Raw genomic sequence first — 19919 nt, 5'->3', positions numbered from 1 at the left:
CGAGTCGTGAGGAGCAAGGGGCTTAGGGCCTGTCGTCAAATCGCCTGAAACCCTAGATCTGCCGTTAGCGGATCGTGGGGGACAAGGGGCTTAAGCCCCTTGTCTAGGTCAGTTAGGGGCTGGAAGATCAACGGTTTTTGCTTGATCCCAGCTTGTGACGACAGATCTTGGGGGCCATGCTTGCGATCGAACCAGTCCTAGCGATTCAGGTATTTCATTGCCAAGCCCATCAAATCCGACATATCAATATCCCCATCCCCGTCGCCATCTAAATAGCCACTGAGCAGCGAATTGCCTTGCTCGTTGGACTTTAAAAAGTTCAGCATCAGGGGTACAGCCATCGGCAAAACCGGTTCGATCGACCCGGCGGGCAGCCCCGTGCGGGCCTCGATTTCCCCTAGCATTTGTTCCACTTGGGGTTGATCCAAAAACGCCGCGATCGCCGCCGCATTCGGTTCTGTGCCGCCCAATTGATCAACCAATGCCTGGGTTTGCTCAAAACCATTGGCCGCCTGGTTAGCCTGCAAGCCCCCTTTCAAATATTTCGCCACAATTCCCATCACCGCTTGGGTGTTGGCCAAGTCCAACCCCCCTTGGCTGCTGATCGCTTGGAAGGTTTGCAACATGGCTCCCAAATCCCCGGAACCACCGGCCAGGGCAGGGTTTTTCAGCAGGGAAGACAACATATCCAACATAGTCGAATCCTCAAGTTTTCCAATCAAGATCGCAAGCAGGCTTTAATTCCCAGGCTTTAATTCCCAGGCTTTGATTTCCATCAACAGCCGTTGATTAACCCCATCGCGACACAAACAAACAAGGGCAAGGTCTGTGGAATCCTTGCCCCTGCTGTTGATTTTATGCGCGCTTTTGCAATGACTCCAGACGGCGCTTAGCCACATCATTTTTGGGATCGGCCGCCAAGGCTGCTTCATAGGCTTCCAGGGCTTGCTTCACCAGTTGTTTTTTCTCGTAGGCAAATCCCAAGTTATTCCAGGCGGTCACGTAGCCGCCGTTGAGTTTGACGGCTTCTTTGTATTGCCGAATGGCCAAATCAAACTGCTCTTGGGCCACGTAGGCAAATCCCAAAGCGTTGTAAACAATGGCCAAGTTATCGGTGGATTCTTCTTCACCTTTCTTGAGCGATCGCTGGAATTGCTCGATCGCCTGGCCATACATTTTTTTATCCATGTAAATACTGCCCAGTTCATAAAACGCCTGAGCACCTGCTTCCCCGCTGCTGGCGGCTTTTTGCAAGCGGCTGAGGGTATTTTCTAGGCGACGAGTTTTGAACACCTGACGCAGTACAAAAAAGGCCACGATCGACAGCAGCCCCACCAAAATTGAAATATAGACAATACCAACTGAGCCTTCCATAGGGATTAAAGCAAGAGAATTGAAAGGGGGACTCGTTAATTAAAAAAATTGAAATTGCTAGGGCTTTTCGTTGACCAGCGGCTGCATCAATAGCACTACATCAATAGCAAAGGGCGCGATCGCCCGCGCCCTCACTATCCAGAAGGATCGATGTTGCTATCACGCCTGAGCACCACTGGCCATCGCCATCATTTTGCTGAACAAAGTGCTGAATTAAGCTGCGCCCATCGGCTGGATTGATTCGCAAAATCAAGCGATCGCACCCTTAGCCCGCAGCTTTTGCCTTGGCGGCTTCGGCCACCTTGCCAAACACTTCAGGATCCAGAACGGCCAACTGGGCCAGCATTTTCCGGTTCAACAGAATATCAGCCTTCTTCAGGTTGCCCACCAATTGGCTGTAGCTCGTGCCATTGATCCGAGCAGCGGCGTTGATCCGTGCAATCCACAGGCGACGGAAATCGCGCTTGCGGCGGCGGCGATCGCGATAGGCGCTCCGCAGAGCCTTCATCACCTGCTGGTTAGCGGTGCGGAACAGACGCGAGTGGGAACCACGGAAGCCCTTGGCGAGCTTCAGAATCTTTTTGCGGCGTTTGCGAGCAACATTGCCGCGCTTAACACGTGCCATAGGGGTTAACTTTGCTTGAAACTAAAGCAATACAGAAAAACAAGGGAAAAGCGAGGAAACGCTAATCAAGATAGCGGCGACCAGCGGTGACATCCTCCCCAGGCGAGAGCTGCGGGGATGTTGTGCTTAGAGATAAGGCAACATGAGTTGCACGTTTTCTGCATCGCGCTCGTGCACCAGGGCTGCACCGGCCAAACGACGCTTACGAACAGCGCTCTTCTTTTCTAGAAGGTGGCTACGCAGGGCGCTCCGGCGGGCAAATTTACCGCTACCGGTCTTGCGAAAGCGCTTGGCGGCAGCTTTGCGAGTTTTGAGTTTAGGCATGGACTTACCTCGGGGTTGGGCGCGTGGTTGGCGCGATTTCAAATCCTATCACTGCTAGCCCCATTGCGTAAATGATCAACCTATGCGGTCAAGGGGGCGCTGGGGGCGATGAAGCCTCCGAGGTCGATCGCGCTAATTGGTTGAAGGGTAACAGGGTCTAGGGTTCGTCGCTGGCCATGTCGTCGTCATCATCCAGCTCGTAGCCCGTTTCTTCGCCCACGAGCATATCGGCGATTTCTTCGTCGCGCTCGTTGTACTCAAAGTCCCGTTCATCGCGATCGCGCAGCCGACCTGATGATTCCAGCCAGTCCAAAATCGAAGCGTTGGTTTGGGCCGGGATCACGCCCGCACGAGCACGGCGCGGTTCTTCACGCAAAGCAGGAGTGTTCATCAATAGTTTAGGGATAGGTTGCTAGCGATATGGTTGAGAGGGGATTGGGCCGGTTGGGCTGGAAGCGGATCCTAGTGTTTCCACAAGAGGCCTCCCCTGTCAAGTGTGCCACGATCGCTCCGCCGCGTCCTAACTGGATTGTTGAATTCATCATGCTGGGAAAATCAGATTTGCTTGCGGCCCTGGTGGGTCAAAACTTGGGTTTAAAAACCACGACCTCTGACAAGGCGGCTATTTTGGCGCTGATCACGCGGCTGGAGGAACGCAACCCAACTCCATACCCGATCGAGCAGCCGGCGAAGCTCGCAGGCGATTGGCAATTGCTTTACACCACCAGTCGAGAACTCTTGGGCATTGATCGCCCTCCGATCGCCAACTTGGGCGCGATTTATCAATGCATTCGCCCCGATCGACAAACGATCTATAACTTGGCGGAACTCAACAACAACTTCCCTTGGCTGGAGGGCTATGTGGCGGTGGCGGCCCGGTTTGAGGCCCTGTCGGCAGCGCGGGTGGCGGTGCGGTTTCAGCGCATTGTGGTGGGTTCCCAGCGCCTAGCGAACTATCGCCAAATTACCGATTGGGTCGATCGGGCTGAACAGGGCGATCAGTTTCGATCGCTGAATTTCACCCTCAACCCCGTCCAGCAACAGGGCTGGTTAGACGTGACCTATCTGGATGATGATTTGCGAATTGGTCGGGGCAATGAAGGGAGTGTGTTTGTGTTGCGGCGAGTCTAGGTTTTTTGCCCCAAGAGTTAAGCAACAGCTATTCACTCAAGCGGCTCGATCGCTCCGTGCTGCGCGGATCCAATGCATCCCGTAGCCCATCGCCCAACAGGTTAAAGGACAGCACCGTCAGCACCACCGCGATCGCCGGGGGCCAAACCAACCAAGGCTGCAAGGTCAAAATCGAAGCATTGGTTCCCAACGACAGCAGATTACCCCAGGAAGGATCCGGCTGCTGAATCCCCAGGCCCACCAAGCTCAACACCGATTCCGCCACAATAAAACTCGGCACGGCCAGAGTTGCGGAAATGATTGTGTAGGTGGCGGTTTGAGGCAACACATGCAACACCACAATGCGTAGGGTTCCTGCTCCCATGGCTCGGGCCGCCTGCACGAAGGGCCGCTCCTTGATGGACAACACCTGGCCGCGAATTACCCGTGCCAGCCCCGACCAACTGATGAAGGATGTGATCGCCACAATCAGGAAGAACCGCTGGGCACTGCTGAGACCGGGGGGCAAAACGGCGGCCAAAGCCACCAGCAGGTAAATGCCCGGAATGGTCATCAGCACTTCCGTGAGCCGCATGATTGTGCTGTCAATCCAGCCGCCAAAGTAGCCGGAAATGCCGCCAACCAACAGCCCGATCGGGAAGGAAATCGCAATTCCCACCAGCCCAATGCTGAGGCTGATGCGGCTGCCATAGACCAAGCGACTGAACTGATCGCGCCCTTGCTCATCGGTTCCCAGCAAATTCCAGCGCCCGGGCCCATCGGTGCCAAATAGATGCCGTCGAGCGGGAATTAGTCCCCAAAGGTGGTATTCAGGGCCCGTCGTCAGCAGGCGCAATCGGGAAGGCTGCGATCGATCCACAAGCAAGGGGCGATCGCCCGTCTGCAAATCCGTCGCCCCCAACGTCGTGGGATAAACATGGGGCCCCAAAAACTGCCCAGCCTGATCCTGCCAATGAATCACCGTGGGTGGCAGCAGGGCCCCCTGCGCTTGGACGCTGTAGGGGTCATAGGGAGCCACAAACTCCGCAAACAGGGCAACGGTGTAAAGCAATCCGAGCACGATCGCGCCCCAGCGTGCCAGCGGACTTCCCCTCAGCTTTTGCCACCATTTCATCGTTACGGAGGCCCCTTAGAATGTTAAGAAATGAATCTGTGCTGACCAATTTTAACTGACCAGCCCCAGCGGGTTTTCCCGGCCGTCCGGCGCTGCCCAGCCTCACCGCCTTGATCGCCCCATTTTTCCTTCCCCTATGACCGCTTCCTCTGACCTCGACCAGCCCCACATCACCCCGCCGGCCATGCCGTTGCCCGAGCCGATCGACCCGATCGACCCCAATGATGAGCTGCCCGATGAAGTGGAAATGTCCCTTTTTGAGCACCTAGAGGAGTTGCGATCGCGCCTCTTTGCGGCCTTGGGGGTGGTGGCGTTGGCGATGGGCGTTTGCTTCGTCTTTGTCCGGCCGATCGTGCGGCTGTTGGAAGCGCCGGCCAATGGGGTGAAGTTCCTGCAACTGACACCCGGTGAATTTTTCTTTGTTTCGATCGAGGTCACTGGCTATTCGGGCTTGCTGCTGGCAACCCCCTATATCCTTTACCAGATCATTCAGTTCGTTCTGCCCGGCCTCACCCGGCGCGAGCGACGGTTGGTGCTGCCCGCCGTTGTTGGCTCCAGCGTCCTGTTCATCATGGGGCTAGTGTTTGGTTACCAAGCCCTTGTGCCAGCGGCCCTCAACTTCTTCGTGAGCTATGGCGGCGATGTGGTCGAACAGGCCTGGTCGATCGAGAAATACTTTAAATTTGTGCTGCTTTTGCTCTTCAGCACGGCCCTCACCTTCCAAATACCCGTTTTGCAAGTGATGCTGGGTTTATTGGGCGTGGTTTCCTCCGGGCAAATGCTGGCGGGGTGGCGCTACGTGTTGTTGGGCGCGGTGATCCTGGGCGCGGTGCTGACTCCCTCCACCGATCCCCTGACCCAGGGACTCTTGAGTGGTGCAGTCCTTGGCTTGTACTTCAGTGGTGTTGGGGTGTTGCGCTTGCTGGGTCGTTAATTGGGTCGTGAATTGGGTCGTGAATTGGGTCGTGAATTGGGGTCTTGATTCTGTCGGGGTATTTCCCCTGCGCTCCACGTTGAGGGCCGCCCATCTTGCGAGGAGCCTAAAAAAAGCGACCTAAAAAAGCTGATTCACCAAACTTTCCAAGTTCACGTAGGGTTGGCCACCCGATTCCTGTACCGGGTTGCCGCTGCTTAGAACGCGCGTGTTAAACAGTCGCTCCAACACTTCACGGGGATCGTTCGATCGGCGGTTGGTTTGGCTGAGGGTAAAAAGCACGTTGTTGCGATTGCAGCCCGATCGCATGTTGCCCACACTACAAACCACCGTGTGACTATTCACCCGGCCCACGGTTAAGTAGATATTACTGAGGCGATTACCGTTCTCTCGCAGTACACCGTTTAACCGGCTGGTGACTTCGCCGCAACGGCGCTGGGGGGTGTAGCCCGCATCGCTAAATTCTTCACTGGTCCAGGCAATGACCGGAGCTGTGCGCCCGTTGCGCTGAACGGCCACGGTGGCGTAATAGCCATTGACCTGTTGGCATTGGAAGGAGGCTAAGGATTTAATTGCACCGGCTCTGGCGGTTTCGGCGGTCATCCAAGGCAGGTTGAGGGCCACTAAACCTGCGATCGCCCATTTCATAGCTGACTTCATCGAAAACTCCTGGGTCTAAAACCCCGTACTGTGAGGATGACTTGGCGTTAAGTTTGACTGTATACCGAGGAATATTCGGGCATTCAAGTCTGTGGAGCGAACAGCAAACCGTAGCTCTTTGGGATCAGGTCAGAACATTGGACGGCTTACGAAGCGCCATGACTGAGGGGTATTGGCTGAGAGCAGCGGGGTTCGGCACTGCATGAGCAGCACCGCATGAACGGCATGTCGTTGATAGTTCTTCCGACGTGCTAAAACCCCAAAAAGCTCCCAGGGATCTTAAAACTGGGGCCTCAAAATCCAAAGGACAGCGGCTTATGGTCACAGATCCCTAAGAGGATGTCTGAAAAGCCAAAATTGCTACTCTGTCCGCTCCAGTGCTCGACTTAGACAAGGGGCTTGAGCATCTTGCCCCCACAACTATGGGTGTTTGGCACAGGCCAAAAGATACTTTTCAAACATCCTCTAACGTGATCGACTCTTGAGTAAAGCGAGGAAGCAACTTAATCAAAAGAATCGGCAAAACACCACAGGGGCGCAATGCCGATCCGAGGGCTGTTCAGTTGGGGCCGCCTATTCGATGATCAGAGCGCGATCGACCACCGATCGCGGCGTTTGACCAGTGGGCGAAGCGGCCGGCTCCGTGGGGGCCAGCGTTGGCGATTGGCTAGACAAGGCCAAGGACTGCTCAGGAGTCGATCGGTAGCTCGCCATTTGCCAGCTTGGTTCCTGCCAGCCCGTGCTGATGGAAGCCAAGGCCGCCGTCACCACCGCCGCGATCGCGGAGCCACCAACCCATTGCAGGCGCTGTTTCCGGCGATCGAGCTTGGCCAACACGCCTTGCACCGTTTGCTCGATCGGGGCCGCAGCGGGCACTGGGATCTGAGTGATCGATCGACTCAAACCACCCATCGTTCTAAAAACCTGTTGCACCGCTGAATCCGTAGCCAACCAGGCTTCAACCTGTTGCCGCTCTTCAGGGGTGACTTCATCATCGAGATAAGCACTGAGCAACTCAAACTGCTCAAGGCCAATGGGGGAACCCGAACCCCAAGATTCCGTAATCGCAGGGTCAGAGTTTGGATCGAGGTAATCCTGCTCTAGGCGATCGCCGTCTAGGTCTTGGTTGAGGCTGCGATCAGAATCCGATGCCGCAACCCGAGACCAGAACGCTTCGGACCAATCAGGGTCTTGTCCATGGGGACGCATTTCAGAAGTCATAGCAGCACCACAGCCCTTAACAAACCAATCACAACAGCACTCGCGACACACCGTTCAATCACACACGACCCGGGAACCTGCTAATTGGTTCCAGCTTTAGTCTAAATCTTTAGGAACCGAGATTTCTACCCTGAAACTCTTTCAATGATCAGCATTCGATCGCTGATTTCCTGATGACTTCGCTCGGTTTTTTCTTGGGTATTTGGCAAGTTCTGATGTGAACATCCAAGCAACCGGAACTTTACCGATTCAAACCGATTTTTGAGTATACGGAGTAGCGAATATAACCGCAAACTTCTCCGCAATTCAAACCCCCAATTTAAATCCCAATTCAAGTCCCCACTCAAACCACTGGCTTAGTCCATTGGGATCAATGGCTCAGCACTAGTGATTGAGGTAATTTTGCAGTTGCGTTTGCAAGCGGGCCCGGGCCCGAGCAATTCGCGATTTCACTGTGCCCAATGAAACCCCGGTCATTTCCGCAATTTGCTCGTAGGGCAAATCTTCAATTTCCCGCAGAATGATCGTGGTGCGGAAGGCTTCAGGCAAATCGGCGATCGCCTCTCGCAGCTTCTCATAGAACTCTTGCGAGGACAGGTTCTCTTCGGGGCTGGGGTCAGGGGAGGCAATTTCCCAATCCAGTTCGCCATCGTCCAGTTGCCGCGTGGCATCTAAGGAGACGGGGGCCCGATCGCGCTTCCGTTTGCGCAATTCGTCATAGAACAAATTGGTGGCAATGCGGCTTAACCAGCCCCGGAACTTTTCTGGCTCCTTGAGGCGGTGGAGGTGGCGATAGACCCGCAACCACACCTCCTGCGCGAGGTCTGCCCGATCGGACCAGTCCGGCGCAAGGTGATACAGCACGCGATCCACATGGGGCTGGTAGCGCCGCAGCAGTTCTGAAAAAGCAGCCCGATCGGGCTGCAAGCCTGCTTGGCAACGCAGCACCAAATCAGCGCTTGATAATTTCTGAGGCGGCACAGGCGTTTGGGGCAAGGCGGCCTCGATCTTGGACCAGGGCACGGGCGGGGAGTAGCTCATACGCGCATCTGGGTTGATGGATATCCCATGCTTTCCAGACGCGGGGGTGGTCTTCAGAGTTCCTGGCTTAAGGATTTTGCGATCGCTCGGGTCTAAAATCACCCGTTCTGGCGCAAGCTTTGGCGGCTAGTGACAACCCGTCGCTGGACTGAGAACCAGCAGCGACGGGCAAAACGAATTGAATAACCGGGGCCTAGCGTTTGGTACTACCGGGCACATCGGCCTCGAAGGCCGGGGCCGAAGATTGCAACAGGGCGCTAACTTGCGAGAGCACATCGCCGCTGGGCTTGCCAAGGGGTTGCCGTTCCGGGAAGAATTCCGGCTTGGATTGGCTGTGAACAATGGCTTCGTTCACCTGGCTGGCAATCAGGTCTTGGAGCTGTTCCTTGGCCCGTTGGCGTTGGTAGTTGGCTCCCTCCTCGGTGGTGGCATAGAGGGGCGGCAAGCGATTGAGGGCATAGGCAGCAATATCGCCCACATCCAAAGCCCGATCGCTGGTGGTTTCAATTTCCGCGACTCGGGTAATGGCCTCCGTGAGCACCAACTCTTCCATGACGTTGATAAATTGCTTGCGCGGCAGCACAACCACTTCACCAGTCAGCAATGCACCCATCAATCGATCGAGAGCCATATACTCCTCGATCGATAACTCGGAAGCTGTATCGCAAATCCGCCCCACTTCCGCTTCCATGGCCGGAGTCAAATAGCCATCGCGTAACGCTTGTTCAACAATTTTTTCGATGCTCATAACTCTGCGTGATACCAGGATTCGAGGTCAGTCGGGGTCAGATTGACGGGACTTATAAACAGGGTAAAGTATGCGCGGAAAGCCAGCGGCCTAATCCCTCCCTCAAGACGTAATGATGATTTGGAGGTGCGGTGTGATGTTTTGCCGTAGCCACTCACGCCGGTCTAGAAACGATTTGATCTAGAAATCTAATCTAGAGGCAAATGTTGTCCGTCACCATTTTTTTAATCACCTTTTTTAATCACCATTTTGGGGTGGCCATTCTTTCACAATTTTCCGCTGCTCATTTGACGTTTGCCAACTTAACCCTACGGCCGATGGCTACCTCGCTCCCATTTAACCTTGCTGGTTTCCCCCTCAATCTCAGGGAACGGCAGGACGGCGATCGCCCGCTAAGTAATTGTCACTCGCTCCTCAAGGCATCAAACCCAGTCATGGCAGTGGTTTTGGAGCAAGTTCCCCGATCGCCACGGGCCACCACCGGAACCGAACCAAACTGAGTTCGGTTGCTGGCTGCTTAACAGTAAGTTACATTTGGTTAAGACTCGGGATCGCCCGAGCCGCATAACAGGCACATAACAGGCATTGATTGAGGGGCAACTCATCAGATGAAATTCTCTTGGAGAGTCGCGCTGCTGTGGACGTTGCCCGTCCTGATCGTAGGGTTTTTCCTATGGCAGGGCGCAGTTTCGGGCCCCACAGCAGACATGGGTAAAAACGCGGCGAATACCCGGATGACCTACGGCCGCTTTTTAGAATATTTGGACGCGGGCCGGATTGTTGAAGTTGACCTGTATGAGGGCGGCCGCACGGCGATTGTCGAGGCTGTCGATCCCGAACTGGATGGTCGTCTTCAGCGTTTGCGGGTTGACTTGCCCGTGGCCGCGCCAGACTTGATTGCCAAGCTGCGCGAAGCCGGGGTGAACCTGGATTCGCACCCGATGCGCAACGATGGGGCCCTGTGGGGTCTCCTGGGGAATTTGGTGTTCCCGATTTTGTTGCTGTCGGGGTTGTTTTTCCTGTTCCGGCGATCGAACAACGTTCCCGGTGGCCCTGGCCAAGCCATGCAATTTGGCAAGTCGCGGGCCCGGTTCCAGATGGAAGCCAAAACCGGCGTGATGTTTGATGACGTGGCCGGCGTGGACGAGGCCAAGGAAGAACTGCAAGAGGTTGTGACCTTCCTGAAGAAGCCGGAACGCTTTACGGCGGTGGGCGCACGAATTCCGAAAGGCGTGCTGTTGGTGGGCCCTCCGGGAACCGGTAAAACCCTGCTGGCCAAGGCGATCGCTGGAGAAGCTGGTGTGCCGTTCTTCAGCATCTCCGGTTCGGAATTTGTGGAAATGTTCGTGGGCGTGGGTGCTTCCCGCGTGCGCGACCTGTTCAAAAAAGCTAAGGAAAACGCTCCCTGCATCATCTTCATTGATGAAATTGATGCGGTGGGTCGCCAACGGGGCGCAGGCATCGGCGGCGGTAACGATGAGCGTGAACAAACCCTGAACCAAATGCTGACCGAAATGGACGGCTTTGAGGGCAACACGGGGATCATCGTGATCGCAGCGACCAACCGCCCGGATGTGTTGGATTCGGCCCTGCTGCGACCGGGCCGGTTCGATCGCCAGGTGACGGTGGATGCGCCGGATGTGAAGGGCCGGGTGGAAATCCTGAACGTTCATGCCCGCAACAAAAAGCTGGCGGATGAAATTTCCCTGGAAGTGATCGCCCGTCGGACTCCTGGCTTTACGGGGGCTGACCTGTCGAACCTGCTGAACGAAGCAGCGATCTTGACGGCGCGTCGCCGCAAGGACGCAATCACGATGCAGGAAATCGATGATGCGGTCGATCGGGTGATTGCCGGGATGGAAGGCACGCCCCTGGTGGATAGTAAGAGCAAGCGCCTGATCGCTTACCACGAAATTGGCCATGCGATCGTCGGGACTCTGCTCAAGAACCATGACCCTGTTCAGAAGGTGACCTTGATCCCCCGTGGTCAAGCGCGCGGTCTGACCTGGTTCACCCCCAGCGAAGATCAGATGCTGATTTCGCGATCGCAAATCATGGCTCGGATCTCCGGTGCTTTGGGCGGTCGTGCGGCGGAAGACGTGATCTTCGGTGACGCGGAAGTGACGACCGGGGCCGGCGGCGACCTGCAACAGGTGGCCAACATGGCTCGCCAAATGGTGACGCGCTTTGGGATGTCGGACATTGGCCCGATTTCCCTGGAGACCCAATCGTCTGAGGTGTTCTTAGGGCGTGATTGGCTGACCCGATCGGACTATTCCGAAGAGATCGCAGCCCGGGTGGATGCCCAAGTGCGTTCCATCGTGGATCACTGTTATCTGGAAGCCAAGCGGATCGTGCGCGAAAACCGGACGGCGATCGATCGCCTGGTGGATCTGCTGGTGGAAAAGGAAACGATCGATGGTGATGAGTTCCGCCAAATTCTGGCTGAATACACCACGATTCCGGACAAGGAACAGGCCTCAACCCAGTTGGTGTTTTAGGCTGAGCCAACCTTGAGGACGTAAGCCACAATCTCAGTGAAATGACCGGGAGCGATTGACCCATGGGGCGATCGCTCTCGGCTTTTTTGCAGGATCACTTGCCCGATCGCCCCGAGCAACACCTTGGCGTGATTGGCCAACAGGAGTGATCGACTGGGTTTTTCGAGCAGTCGGGATCAGCCGTTCAGGATCCAAATCCAGTATTGGCAATTGGTCGATCCTGTGCCACAACAATTCTTAATGGATTTTTGATGAGGATTTTGCCAGTCGATCCGGGTTCGGAATTCCAAGGAGCGGATCGCCGATCATCAGGATTCGTGCTTTAATGAGCGCCTAAGGTTGCCCATCCCGTATCTAATCAAACGGGTCATGGTTTTAGCCCCTCAGCGCGGTTTCCTAACATCGTTATCGCCCCTGCTGCAACACCGTTAACACCCATCCATTCACGCGATACCCAGGGTCTACCTCCGGGGAGTCAGGGAATGATGAAAAAAGTTAAATCGGGAATGCGGCACAGATAGAAGCGATGCTTGGACAGATGGTGTGTGTGTGGTGTGACGAGTGAGTTACTGGTTTTGTCGTGGATGCTAAATTTCCAGTTCAAAAATCCTTTGCACTAACCGGCACGCAGCTATTTTTGCTGCTGACGGGTTGCCTGAGCGCTGCCGCAGTGACAATCGACGGCCTGTCTGGGCGATCGCCCTATGGCCTCGAATCGCTCACCTTGCCGCTGGTGACAGCCGCCGCTGTGACCGCCGCGATCGGGTCTTGGGTAGTGCCCCTGTTGCGCCGTCTCAAAACCGGCCAGGTGATTCGAGAAGATGGCCCCCAATCCCACTTTGTGAAAGCGGGAACCCCCACCATGGGCGGCATCTTCTTTGTGCCCACGGCCGTGATTCTGACCCTACTTCTAGGAATAGGTTGTGGTTGGTCTGGTTCCCAGTGGGCCGATGCACTGGCGGTGGGAGCCTTGACCCTGGCCTATGGTTTCATTGGTTGGATTGACGATTGGCAGGTCTTGCGTCGTAAATCGAATAAAGGCATTACCCCGCGCCAAAAGCTGGCGCTGCAAGTGCTGTTTGGTGGGTTGTTTTGCCTCTGGTTGGGGCTGACAAAATCCTGGGATTTAACCACTGTGGCCTTGCCCTTGGGGTTTGTGCTGCCCTTGGGAATTTTGTTTTTCCCGATCGGCTGGTTCACCCTGGTGGCGGAAAGCAACGCTACGAACCTCACCGACGGCTTGGATGGACTGGCGGGCGGCACCGGGGCGATCGCCCTCTTGAGCTTGGGCGCGATTGTTTACCCCACTTCTCCGGCGCTGGGTCTTTTCTGCGCTTGCCTGTCTGGAGCCTGCCTGGGTTTTTTGGCCTATAACCGCAATCCAGCTCGCGTGTTTATGGGCGATACGGGATCTTTGGCCCTTGGCGGTGCGTTGGCTGCCGTGGCCCTGTTGACCCACTCGCTTTGGAGTTTGGCCATTGTTGGCGGGGTGTTCTTGGCGGAAACCCTCTCGGTGGTGTTGCAGGTGAGCTATTACAAAGCCACCAAAGGCCCGGACGGCAAGGGCAAGCGGCTCTTCAAGATGGCTCCGCTGCACCACCATTTTGAACTTTCCGGCTGGTCAGAATTGCAAGTAGTTTCCACGTTTTATCTGGTGGCGGCTGCCCTCGGCACGCTGGGACTTTGGTGGCGATAACGATTATTGGTTGCGGCTGATTCAGTCCCTGGTAATTCCCCGCCATCTAAGACCTAAACCCTCAGAAACGCCTGAAATTGCGGGGCCCATGGCCCCGTTTTTTCTTGGGCAATCATCCCGTGGAATGGCAAACTCAACAGTATCCTGAAGGGGGCAAGCTGCCGGGGCTGTGGTGATCGCCTGACCGATGGGGCCGATGGATTGATGAGCCAGCGGAGTGAGTCAGAGGATCAAGCCAACTGAGTAAGCCGCATGATTTTTGGATGTTCCTTGGCGTTCTAGCAAGCATGGACGATTCTGATCTGGATTCGAGGAAACCGGTGAGTGCAACGGAGCGATCGACCGTTGCCATGGAGCCGGAGTCTTGGCCCATGGTGTCCGTGATTGTGCCGATCTACAACGGTGAGGCGGACTTGCCTCCCTTGGTCGATTGCCTGTTGGCTCAGGACTATCCCCCCAAACAGGTGGAATTTATTCTGGTGGACAATCGCAGCGGCGATCGCTCCTGGGACTGGCTGCAGCGGGCCCAGCAAATGGCTAGCGATCGGGGATGGGCACTGCACCCCCTCCAGGAATTGACGATTCAGTCGTCCTATGCGGCGCGGAACCGGGGGATTCGAGCAGCGCGGGGGGAAATTCTGGTGTTTACGGATGCGGACTGTCGCCCTCGACCGCAATGGCTGCGATCGCTGATTGGAGATTTTGCCGATTCCGCGATCGGGATGGTGGCTGGCGAAATCACGGCCCTGCCGGGCCATACCCTGCTAGAACGCTATGCCGATCGCCAAGAAACCCTCTCGCAAAAACACACGATCGACCATCCCTTCTTGCCCTATGGCCAAACGGCGAACCTGGCGGTGCGGCGAGCAGTTTTCCAGGCGATCGGACTGTTTCGTCCTTACCTGACCACCGGAGGCGATGCGGATTTGTGTTGGCGGATGCAACAGGCCACGGAGTGGGCGATCGCCTTTGCGCCGGGGGCCATTGTGGAACATCGCCATCGGGCCACCTGGCAGGAATTTGCCAGTCAATGGCGACGCTATGGCCGCTCTAATCGCTACCTACACCAGTTGCATGGTGTGCCCCTGATGCGTCGTCGATCGGCTCGCCAGGAATTGCGTCGTTGGGTGCGCTGGAGCCTGCGGGAGTTGCCCATTGCCATTGGGCGCTGGCTGTTTAAAAAAAGCTCCCTGCTCGATGTCCTGTCAACGCCGATTGAACTGTTAGGCAGTCGCGAGCGTTGGCGTGGGCAAGCTCAGGCCCAATTGCCCGATCGGGCGGACTGGATTGAGCCATTTGAGGCGTTGAAATGAGCTGTTGTTTAACCTTTTGGGTTGGCTTCTGAGACAACCCATCTCATTAGCTCCGAGGATTTTTGGGGAGTGCCTTGGATAATTGCTAAGCACCGAATCGCCACGGGGCAAGGGGCTTAAGCCCCTTGTCTTCACCGAATCGCCACGGGGTAAGGGGCCTAAGCCCCTTGTCTTCACCGAATCGCCACGGGGCAAGGGGCTTAAGCCCCTTGTCTTCATTGGTTCATGAGATTCAGGTTAATGCAGTTCAAAAGACAGCAGTGATCGCCTTTTAAATATCCTCTTAGGCTTGATCGAGTTAGATTCGATCGAGCACTGCAATCCCCAACAAATTCAATCCCAGTTTCAGGGTGCGTGCCGTGGCATCACAGAGCACTAAGCGGGAGGTGCGATCGGGTTCTGTGGCATTCAAAACCGGGCAGCGATCATAGAATTTGTTGAACTTTTTGCTCAATTCAAAAAGATATTCACAGAGACGATTGGGCATGAGTTCCGCCGCGATCGCCTCTAGAACTTCATCCAGTCGCAAAATATGTTTCAGCAATGCCCATTCACTCTCATCACTGAGGGTTAATTCGGCACTGTCCAAGTTTTGAAAATCGATTTCACCCTTGCGACTAATGCTTTGGATCCGGGCATAGGCATAGAGCATATAGGGTGCTGTGTTGCCCTGCAGCGCCAACATTTTGTCGTAGCTAAAGGCATAGCTACTGGTGCGGTTTTGGGACAAGTCCGCGTACTTCACCGCGCTGAGTCCGACAATTTGCGCCACCTGCTCAATGAACTCGGGGGATTCACTGCGATCTTCCGACTGCAACCGCTGCGCCAAATCGGCCCGCGATCGCTCGATCGCCTCCGTCAACAAATCCTTCAGCTTGGGTGTATCCCCCGATCGAGTCTTCAGCTTTTTGCCGTCCTCGCCCAACACCAAACCAAAGGGCACATGCACCAGCTCGACTCCCGCCGGAACCCAGCCCGCCCGCTCGGCCACCTGAAACACCTGGGCAAAGTGGTTTGCTTGCCCCGAATCGGTGACGTAAATAACGCGATCGGCCTGGTCTTGGGTGGTGCGATAACGAATGGCGGCCAAATCCGTTGTGGCGTAGTTGTAGCCCCCGTCAGACTTTTGAACAATTAGGGGCAGCGGGTTTCCGTCCTTATTCACAAAACCGTCCAAGAACACGCAGCGGGCCCCCGCATCTTCCACCAGCAGGCCCGCCGCTTCCAAGGCGCTCACCACCTCCGACAACAGGGGGTTATAGAACGATTCCCCCCGTTCCGTGAGTTGAATATCAAGCAGATCGTAGATTTTTTGGAACTCTCGCCGGGATTGATCGCAGAGTAATTGCCAGGCGCGGCGACTGTCGGGATCGCCGCCCTGCAAGCGCACAACCTCTTGGCGCGATCGCTCTTTGAAATCCTCGTCTTCATCAAATCGCTTTTTCGCTTTTTGATAGAACGCCACCAGGTCTCCCAGGTCGATCGCGTTGGCATTGGTGAGGGCTTCCGGAGCCACTTCCCGCAGGTGGGTGATTAACATCCCAAACTGCGTGCCCCAATCGCCCACATGGTTCAGCCGCAACACATCGTGGCCCAAAAACTCCAAAACCCGGGCCAGCACATCGCCAATGATCGTGGAGCGCAAATGGCCCACATGCATTTCCTTGGCAATGTTGGGGCTGGAAAAGTCCACCAAAATGCGCTGCGGTTGCGCTACGGGGTCAATGCCCAGTCGATCGCTCCCTTGGCTCGATCGCAATTGCCCCAACAGGTAATCGGCCTTGAGGGTCAGATTAATGAAGCCCGGCCCCGCAATGGTGGGGGGGGCGCAGAAATCCTCGATCGCCAAGGCCGCCACGATCGCGCTGGCTACCTCGCGCGGCGGCTTGCCCCACTGTTTTGCTAAGGACAGGGCCACATTGGCTTGGTAATCCCCAAATTTGGGATTGCTGGCCGGAACCAGCATCGGATCCGTGCCAACCAACTCCGGGCCAAAGGCTTGGACCAGGGCGGTTTCCAGGGCTGAACGAAGGCGGGCGATCGCGTCTTTCACCGGCAAAAAGGGGAACGGTTTCCAGAAAAAAAATCTCGCCCACAAGATAAGGCGCGGGGCGTTCGGCCGCGGCCAAACGTGGAGTTCCCCGCGCGCGAAGAGCAAAGGGCAATAGAAGATTTTACTGGAATTGGGGAGGGCCAGGCCGCCTTCTCGTCGGATTCTGTTGGCTAGGGGCCCTGGAGATGGGGTTAGTTCCTGTTGCTTAGGCGATGGGATCTAGCGATTCCGGCAGCGCACCCGCTCCAGATCGCCTTCAACGTTGCGAGGAATCCGCCGTAAATCGACACCGGAGCGATAGAGGGTTGCAGAATCCCAAAGCTTGGCCCCTTCAAGGTTGGCCCCTTCAAAGTTGGTATTTTCGTCCACGATCGCCCCGCCCAAGTCCACATTGCGCAGATCTGCGCCACGCAGATCGGTTCCGCTGAGATTGGCATCCACAAAATTGGCAAATCGCAGCTTGGTGTTGCGCAGGTTGGCGCTGGTCAAGTTGGCGCAGGTGAAGTAGCTGCCCTCGAAGTTGCTGTCGGCAAGATTGGCCAGTTGCAGTTGGGCCTGACGCAGCCGCGCATTAACCCGACTGATGCCGCTGAGGTTGGCTTCCTGAAGATCGCAACCTTGGCAACTGCGGGCGCTGCCGCTGATGAACTGCTGGGGATCGGTGGTGTTTTGGGCCCAGGCCACGCTGGCCAAGCTGCCTGCCAGTAGGAAGGTGATCGCGGCAGTCCAAGTTTTGTGGGACGTTTTCATGGGTTGACCTCTCGGCAAATCGGCAAGGATGGACAAGGTGCGCGCCTTAGGCAGACATCGGTGAAACGGCTGTAATGGCAGGGAACGATCGCGCTAGGATGCTTATCGGTGTCCCCCAGAGTTCCAACCCATGCGAGTTTTACGCTTGTTCCAATTGTTGTTGGCCCTGGCTGGCTCGATCGTGACCGGTCATCAATGCGATCAAGGTCATCAATGGGGTTTCGGTCAAGGGCAACACAGGGATCACCACAGGGAACCACAGGGGCGATCGGCGGCGACCGCGACGGGCAACCAGGTGAGTCGTTCTGGGTCAATACAACTCGATCGCCAGTTCGCCCGGATCGCTTGCGGGACAGTATTCAAACCGATATCTCAATTCGTAACCGTCCATTGGCTCCAAGTCCAGGGGGGGCTTGAGTCAAGAAGGGCTGAACGCTTTCAATGGCAGTGCTTGCAGGCAATGGGGCGAAGTTTGGCGATCGGGCTGATGGGATTGGTGATTTGTGCCAGTTGGGCAATTGTGCCAAGGCCAAGTTTGGCCGATGAGTTGCCCCTTGAAGCCCGTGTTCAGGCCGCGCGATCGCTCTTTGACCAAGCCTTTGAGGCCACCAATGGCGGGCAATTTGCCCAGGCCGAGCGTTATTGGACACAAATTTTAGAACTTTTTCCCGACAATGCGGAAATTTGGAGCAATCGGGGCAATGCCCGCGCCAGCCAAAATCGGCTTCAGGAGGCGATCTCGGACTATAACGAAGCGATTAGCCGTGCTCCCAATGCGCCGGATCCCTACCTGAATCGGGGGGCGGCTCGGGAGAATGCGGGTGATCTGACGGGGGCGATCGCGGACTATGACCATGTGTTGGAACTGGATCCCAATGATGCGGCCGCCTACAACAACCGGGGCAATGCGGAGGCGGGCCTTGGTCAATGGGCGATCGCGGTTGAAGACTATGCCCAGGCGGAGCGCTTGGCTCCCGATTTTGCGATCGCCCGGGTGAACCATGCCCTGGCCCTGTTCCAGGTGGGCGATCGGGCGGAGGCCTTGCGCCTGTTGCGGAATTTGGTGCGGAAATATCCCACCTTTGCCGATGCGCGGGCGGCCCTGACGGCGGCCCTGTGGGATGCGGGCGATCGGGGTGAGGCCGAGAGCCAGTGGGTCTCGGTGGTGGGTCTCGATCGACGCTACAAGGATTTGGAATGGGTGGCGAAGGTACGCCGTTGGCCGCCCGCTATGGTGGCCGCCCTAGAAAAATTCCTCAAGCTTTAGGGCCTGTCGTCATTTTCTAGGATCAGGCAGAGACGATTGATTTTCCATGTCCCAGTCGTCGTAACAAGGGGCTTAAGCCCCTTGTCCCCCACGATTTGCCAACGGTTGAATCAGGGTTTCAGGGGATTTGACGACGCGCCCTAAACTCTATGGCCATCCAGTAGGCGAGAACCGGCATTGTCCATCCCGGCTGGATTGAGTTGAAGTTGAGCGAACTGGCAGTTAGCGCGCTGCTGAGCGATCGCGTTTGAGGCGATCGAGCAACACTTGGGCATCCTTCAACAGTTGAGTGCCCCAAAGGTTGTCCTTCAGGTACTGCAAATCCGCATAGCGCTCATCGGTGTCCAAAGCTTCCTGGGCCAGGGCTAACCCCTTCAGGCAGTTGGGATCTCGGGCTTGGCTTTGGCAACCGGCAGCGGTATAGGTGGCCGTGGCGATCGCCAGTTTGGGTTCTGCGGCGGTTGGATCCACGGCCAAAGCCGCTTCCCACTCCTTGAGGGCATTTTCCCGATCGCCCAACTCATACAGCGCCAATCCGATATTGTTCACCGCCGGCCACATCCGTGCTTCCAGGGTCACCGCTTGCCGAAACTGCTCGATCGCCTGCTGAAACCGGCCCATGGTCAGGTAAACATTCCCCAAATCAAACCGGCCCGTGGGCGAGTCCTGAAGCTTAAGGCCCGCCTGCAACGTGGTCAGCGCCTCATCCCAGCGCTTCTGTTGCCCGTAGGCCGACCCTAACGCCAACAATACCGATGGATCTTCCGGAGCCAAGGCCCGGGCCGATTCCAGTACCTGAATGCCCCGATCGACCTGTTGAGATTGGAGATATAAACCGCCCATCAATCGCAAAACCTGCGGATTTTTGGGAGCAAGATAGGCCGCCACTCGAATGCGGGCCAGGGCCTCATCGTATTGCTCAAACTGCACCAATCGCGCCGCATCTTGGGCTAGATCCAAAGCCTGCTCAGACCATTGGGGATCAATCGGTGGTGCATAGGGCAGCAACACTTCTGCCCGGGCTGGCATGGATATCCCCATGCAACCCCAAAGCACAGCCAGAACCTGAAGCGCTCGAATGCTCTGTTTTTTCAAGCTCAGTTTGCCCAGTTTGCTCACAGTCCTGTTTATCCAATGCTGCTGACAACGATCACAAGGCCATCTTAG

Annotated in this window: 20 protein-coding genes; 6 read left to right on the top strand and 14 right to left on the bottom strand. The window is 56.2% G+C overall.

Annotated elements, in window-relative coordinates; all coding sequences use genetic code 11:
- Positions 1-197: 197 nt before the first annotated feature.
- From AC2IAX_RS06845 to AC2IAX_RS06825, 5 genes are all read right to left on the bottom strand, one after another.
- A complete protein-coding gene (locus AC2IAX_RS06845) occupies positions 198-695 on the bottom strand; it encodes a hypothetical protein (protein ID WP_494389895.1) in 498 nt (165 codons plus the stop codon).
- Positions 696-855: 160 nt separating this feature from the next.
- A complete protein-coding gene (locus tag AC2IAX_RS06840; RefSeq protein WP_099534981.1) occupies positions 856-1374 on the bottom strand; it encodes a tetratricopeptide repeat protein in 519 nt (172 codons plus the stop codon).
- A gap of 265 nt (positions 1375-1639) precedes the next feature.
- The gene (gene rplT, locus AC2IAX_RS06835; protein ID WP_099534980.1) at positions 1640-1999 is read right to left on the bottom strand and encodes a 50S ribosomal protein L20; all 360 of its coding nucleotides are present in this window, start codon (positions 1997-1999) and stop codon (positions 1640-1642) included.
- 126 nt (positions 2000-2125) lie between these two features.
- Entirely contained in the window at positions 2126-2323 is a 198-nt protein-coding gene (rpmI, locus tag AC2IAX_RS06830) for a 50S ribosomal protein L35 (protein ID WP_494389894.1), read from the bottom strand.
- A 157-nt stretch (positions 2324-2480) separates the two neighbouring features.
- Positions 2481-2714, bottom strand: a complete 234-nt coding sequence (locus AC2IAX_RS06825) for a DUF3134 domain-containing protein (protein WP_234407086.1) — start codon at positions 2712-2714, stop codon at positions 2481-2483.
- 152 nt (positions 2715-2866) lie between these two features.
- On the opposite strand from AC2IAX_RS06825, the gene AC2IAX_RS06820 reads away from it, so the two are divergent.
- The gene (locus AC2IAX_RS06820; RefSeq protein WP_494390308.1) at positions 2867-3454 is read left to right on the top strand and encodes a PAP/fibrillin family protein; all 588 of its coding nucleotides are present in this window, start codon (positions 2867-2869) and stop codon (positions 3452-3454) included.
- A 28-nt stretch (positions 3455-3482) separates the two neighbouring features.
- Here AC2IAX_RS06820 and AC2IAX_RS06815 read toward each other — a convergent pair whose 3' ends face one another.
- Positions 3483-4568: an ABC transporter permease gene (locus AC2IAX_RS06815; RefSeq protein ID WP_494389893.1), complete on the bottom strand. Its 1086-nt coding sequence runs from the start codon at positions 4566-4568 to the stop codon at positions 3483-3485.
- 136 nt (positions 4569-4704) lie between these two features.
- On the opposite strand from AC2IAX_RS06815, the gene tatC reads away from it, so the two are divergent.
- A complete protein-coding gene (tatC, locus tag AC2IAX_RS06810) occupies positions 4705-5502 on the top strand; it encodes a twin-arginine translocase subunit TatC (RefSeq protein ID WP_494389892.1) in 798 nt (265 codons plus the stop codon).
- 120 nt (positions 5503-5622) lie between these two features.
- Here tatC and AC2IAX_RS06805 read toward each other — a convergent pair whose 3' ends face one another.
- The 4 genes from AC2IAX_RS06805 to AC2IAX_RS06790 all read right to left on the bottom strand — a co-directional run bounded on the left by AC2IAX_RS06805 (position 5623) and on the right by AC2IAX_RS06790 (position 9172).
- Positions 5623-6162, bottom strand: a complete 540-nt coding sequence (locus AC2IAX_RS06805) for a COP23 domain-containing protein (protein WP_099534975.1) — start codon at positions 6160-6162, stop codon at positions 5623-5625.
- Between the two features lie 573 nt (positions 6163-6735).
- Complete coding sequence (locus tag AC2IAX_RS06800; RefSeq protein WP_190355620.1) at positions 6736-7383, bottom strand: anti-sigma factor family protein; 648 nt, start codon at positions 7381-7383, stop codon at positions 6736-6738.
- Positions 7384-7767: 384 nt separating this feature from the next.
- Positions 7768-8424, bottom strand: coding sequence for a sigma-70 family RNA polymerase sigma factor (locus AC2IAX_RS06795; protein WP_099534973.1), 657 nt, complete (start codon positions 8422-8424; stop codon positions 7768-7770).
- A gap of 193 nt (positions 8425-8617) precedes the next feature.
- Positions 8618-9172, bottom strand: a complete 555-nt coding sequence (locus tag AC2IAX_RS06790; RefSeq protein WP_099534972.1) for a late competence development ComFB family protein — start codon at positions 9170-9172, stop codon at positions 8618-8620.
- A gap of 608 nt (positions 9173-9780) precedes the next feature.
- Between AC2IAX_RS06790 and ftsH2 the strand changes: the two genes are divergently transcribed.
- Complete coding sequence (gene ftsH2, locus AC2IAX_RS06785) at positions 9781-11673, top strand: ATP-dependent zinc metalloprotease FtsH2 (protein WP_494389891.1); 1893 nt, start codon at positions 9781-9783, stop codon at positions 11671-11673.
- Here the strand turns inward: ftsH2 and AC2IAX_RS06780 are convergent.
- The gene (locus tag AC2IAX_RS06780) at positions 11670-11813 is read right to left on the bottom strand and encodes a hypothetical protein (RefSeq protein WP_494389890.1); all 144 of its coding nucleotides are present in this window, start codon (positions 11811-11813) and stop codon (positions 11670-11672) included. The genes ftsH2 and AC2IAX_RS06780 overlap by 4 nt on opposite strands.
- Positions 11814-12253: 440 nt before the next feature.
- Between AC2IAX_RS06780 and mraY the strand changes: the two genes are divergently transcribed.
- Both mraY and AC2IAX_RS06770 read left to right on the top strand, forming a co-directional pair.
- The gene (gene mraY / locus AC2IAX_RS06775) at positions 12254-13369 is read left to right on the top strand and encodes a phospho-N-acetylmuramoyl-pentapeptide-transferase (protein WP_494389889.1); all 1116 of its coding nucleotides are present in this window, start codon (positions 12254-12256) and stop codon (positions 13367-13369) included.
- Between the two features lie 350 nt (positions 13370-13719).
- Positions 13720-14682 carry a glycosyltransferase family 2 protein gene (locus AC2IAX_RS06770; protein ID WP_494390307.1) on the top strand — a complete coding sequence of 321 codons (963 nt, stop codon included), beginning with the start codon at positions 13720-13722 and terminating at the stop codon, positions 14680-14682.
- Positions 14683-14980: 298 nt separating this feature from the next.
- Here AC2IAX_RS06770 and argS read toward each other — a convergent pair whose 3' ends face one another.
- Both argS and AC2IAX_RS06760 read right to left on the bottom strand, forming a co-directional pair.
- Positions 14981-16735: an arginine--tRNA ligase gene (gene argS, locus AC2IAX_RS06765; RefSeq protein WP_494389888.1), complete on the bottom strand. Its 1755-nt coding sequence runs from the start codon at positions 16733-16735 to the stop codon at positions 14981-14983.
- Between the two features lie 219 nt (positions 16736-16954).
- Positions 16955-17485, bottom strand: coding sequence for a pentapeptide repeat-containing protein (locus AC2IAX_RS06760; RefSeq protein WP_494389887.1), 531 nt, complete (start codon positions 17483-17485; stop codon positions 16955-16957).
- A 460-nt stretch (positions 17486-17945) separates the two neighbouring features.
- Between AC2IAX_RS06760 and AC2IAX_RS06755 the strand changes: the two genes are divergently transcribed.
- On the top strand, positions 17946-18752 hold the full coding sequence (locus AC2IAX_RS06755; RefSeq protein WP_494389886.1) for a tetratricopeptide repeat protein: 807 nt from the start codon (positions 17946-17948) through the stop codon (positions 18750-18752).
- A 222-nt stretch (positions 18753-18974) separates the two neighbouring features.
- Here the strand turns inward: AC2IAX_RS06755 and AC2IAX_RS06750 are convergent, their stop codons facing one another.
- Entirely contained in the window at positions 18975-19871 is an 897-nt protein-coding gene (locus AC2IAX_RS06750) for a tetratricopeptide repeat protein (protein ID WP_494389885.1), read from the bottom strand.
- Between the last annotated feature and the right edge of the window lie 48 nt (positions 19872-19919).

This window comes from Limnothrix sp. HT2024 (assembly GCF_059138625.1).
The sequence above is the reverse complement of the archived record's forward strand: the minus strand, read 5'-3'. Positions and strand labels throughout refer to the sequence as shown.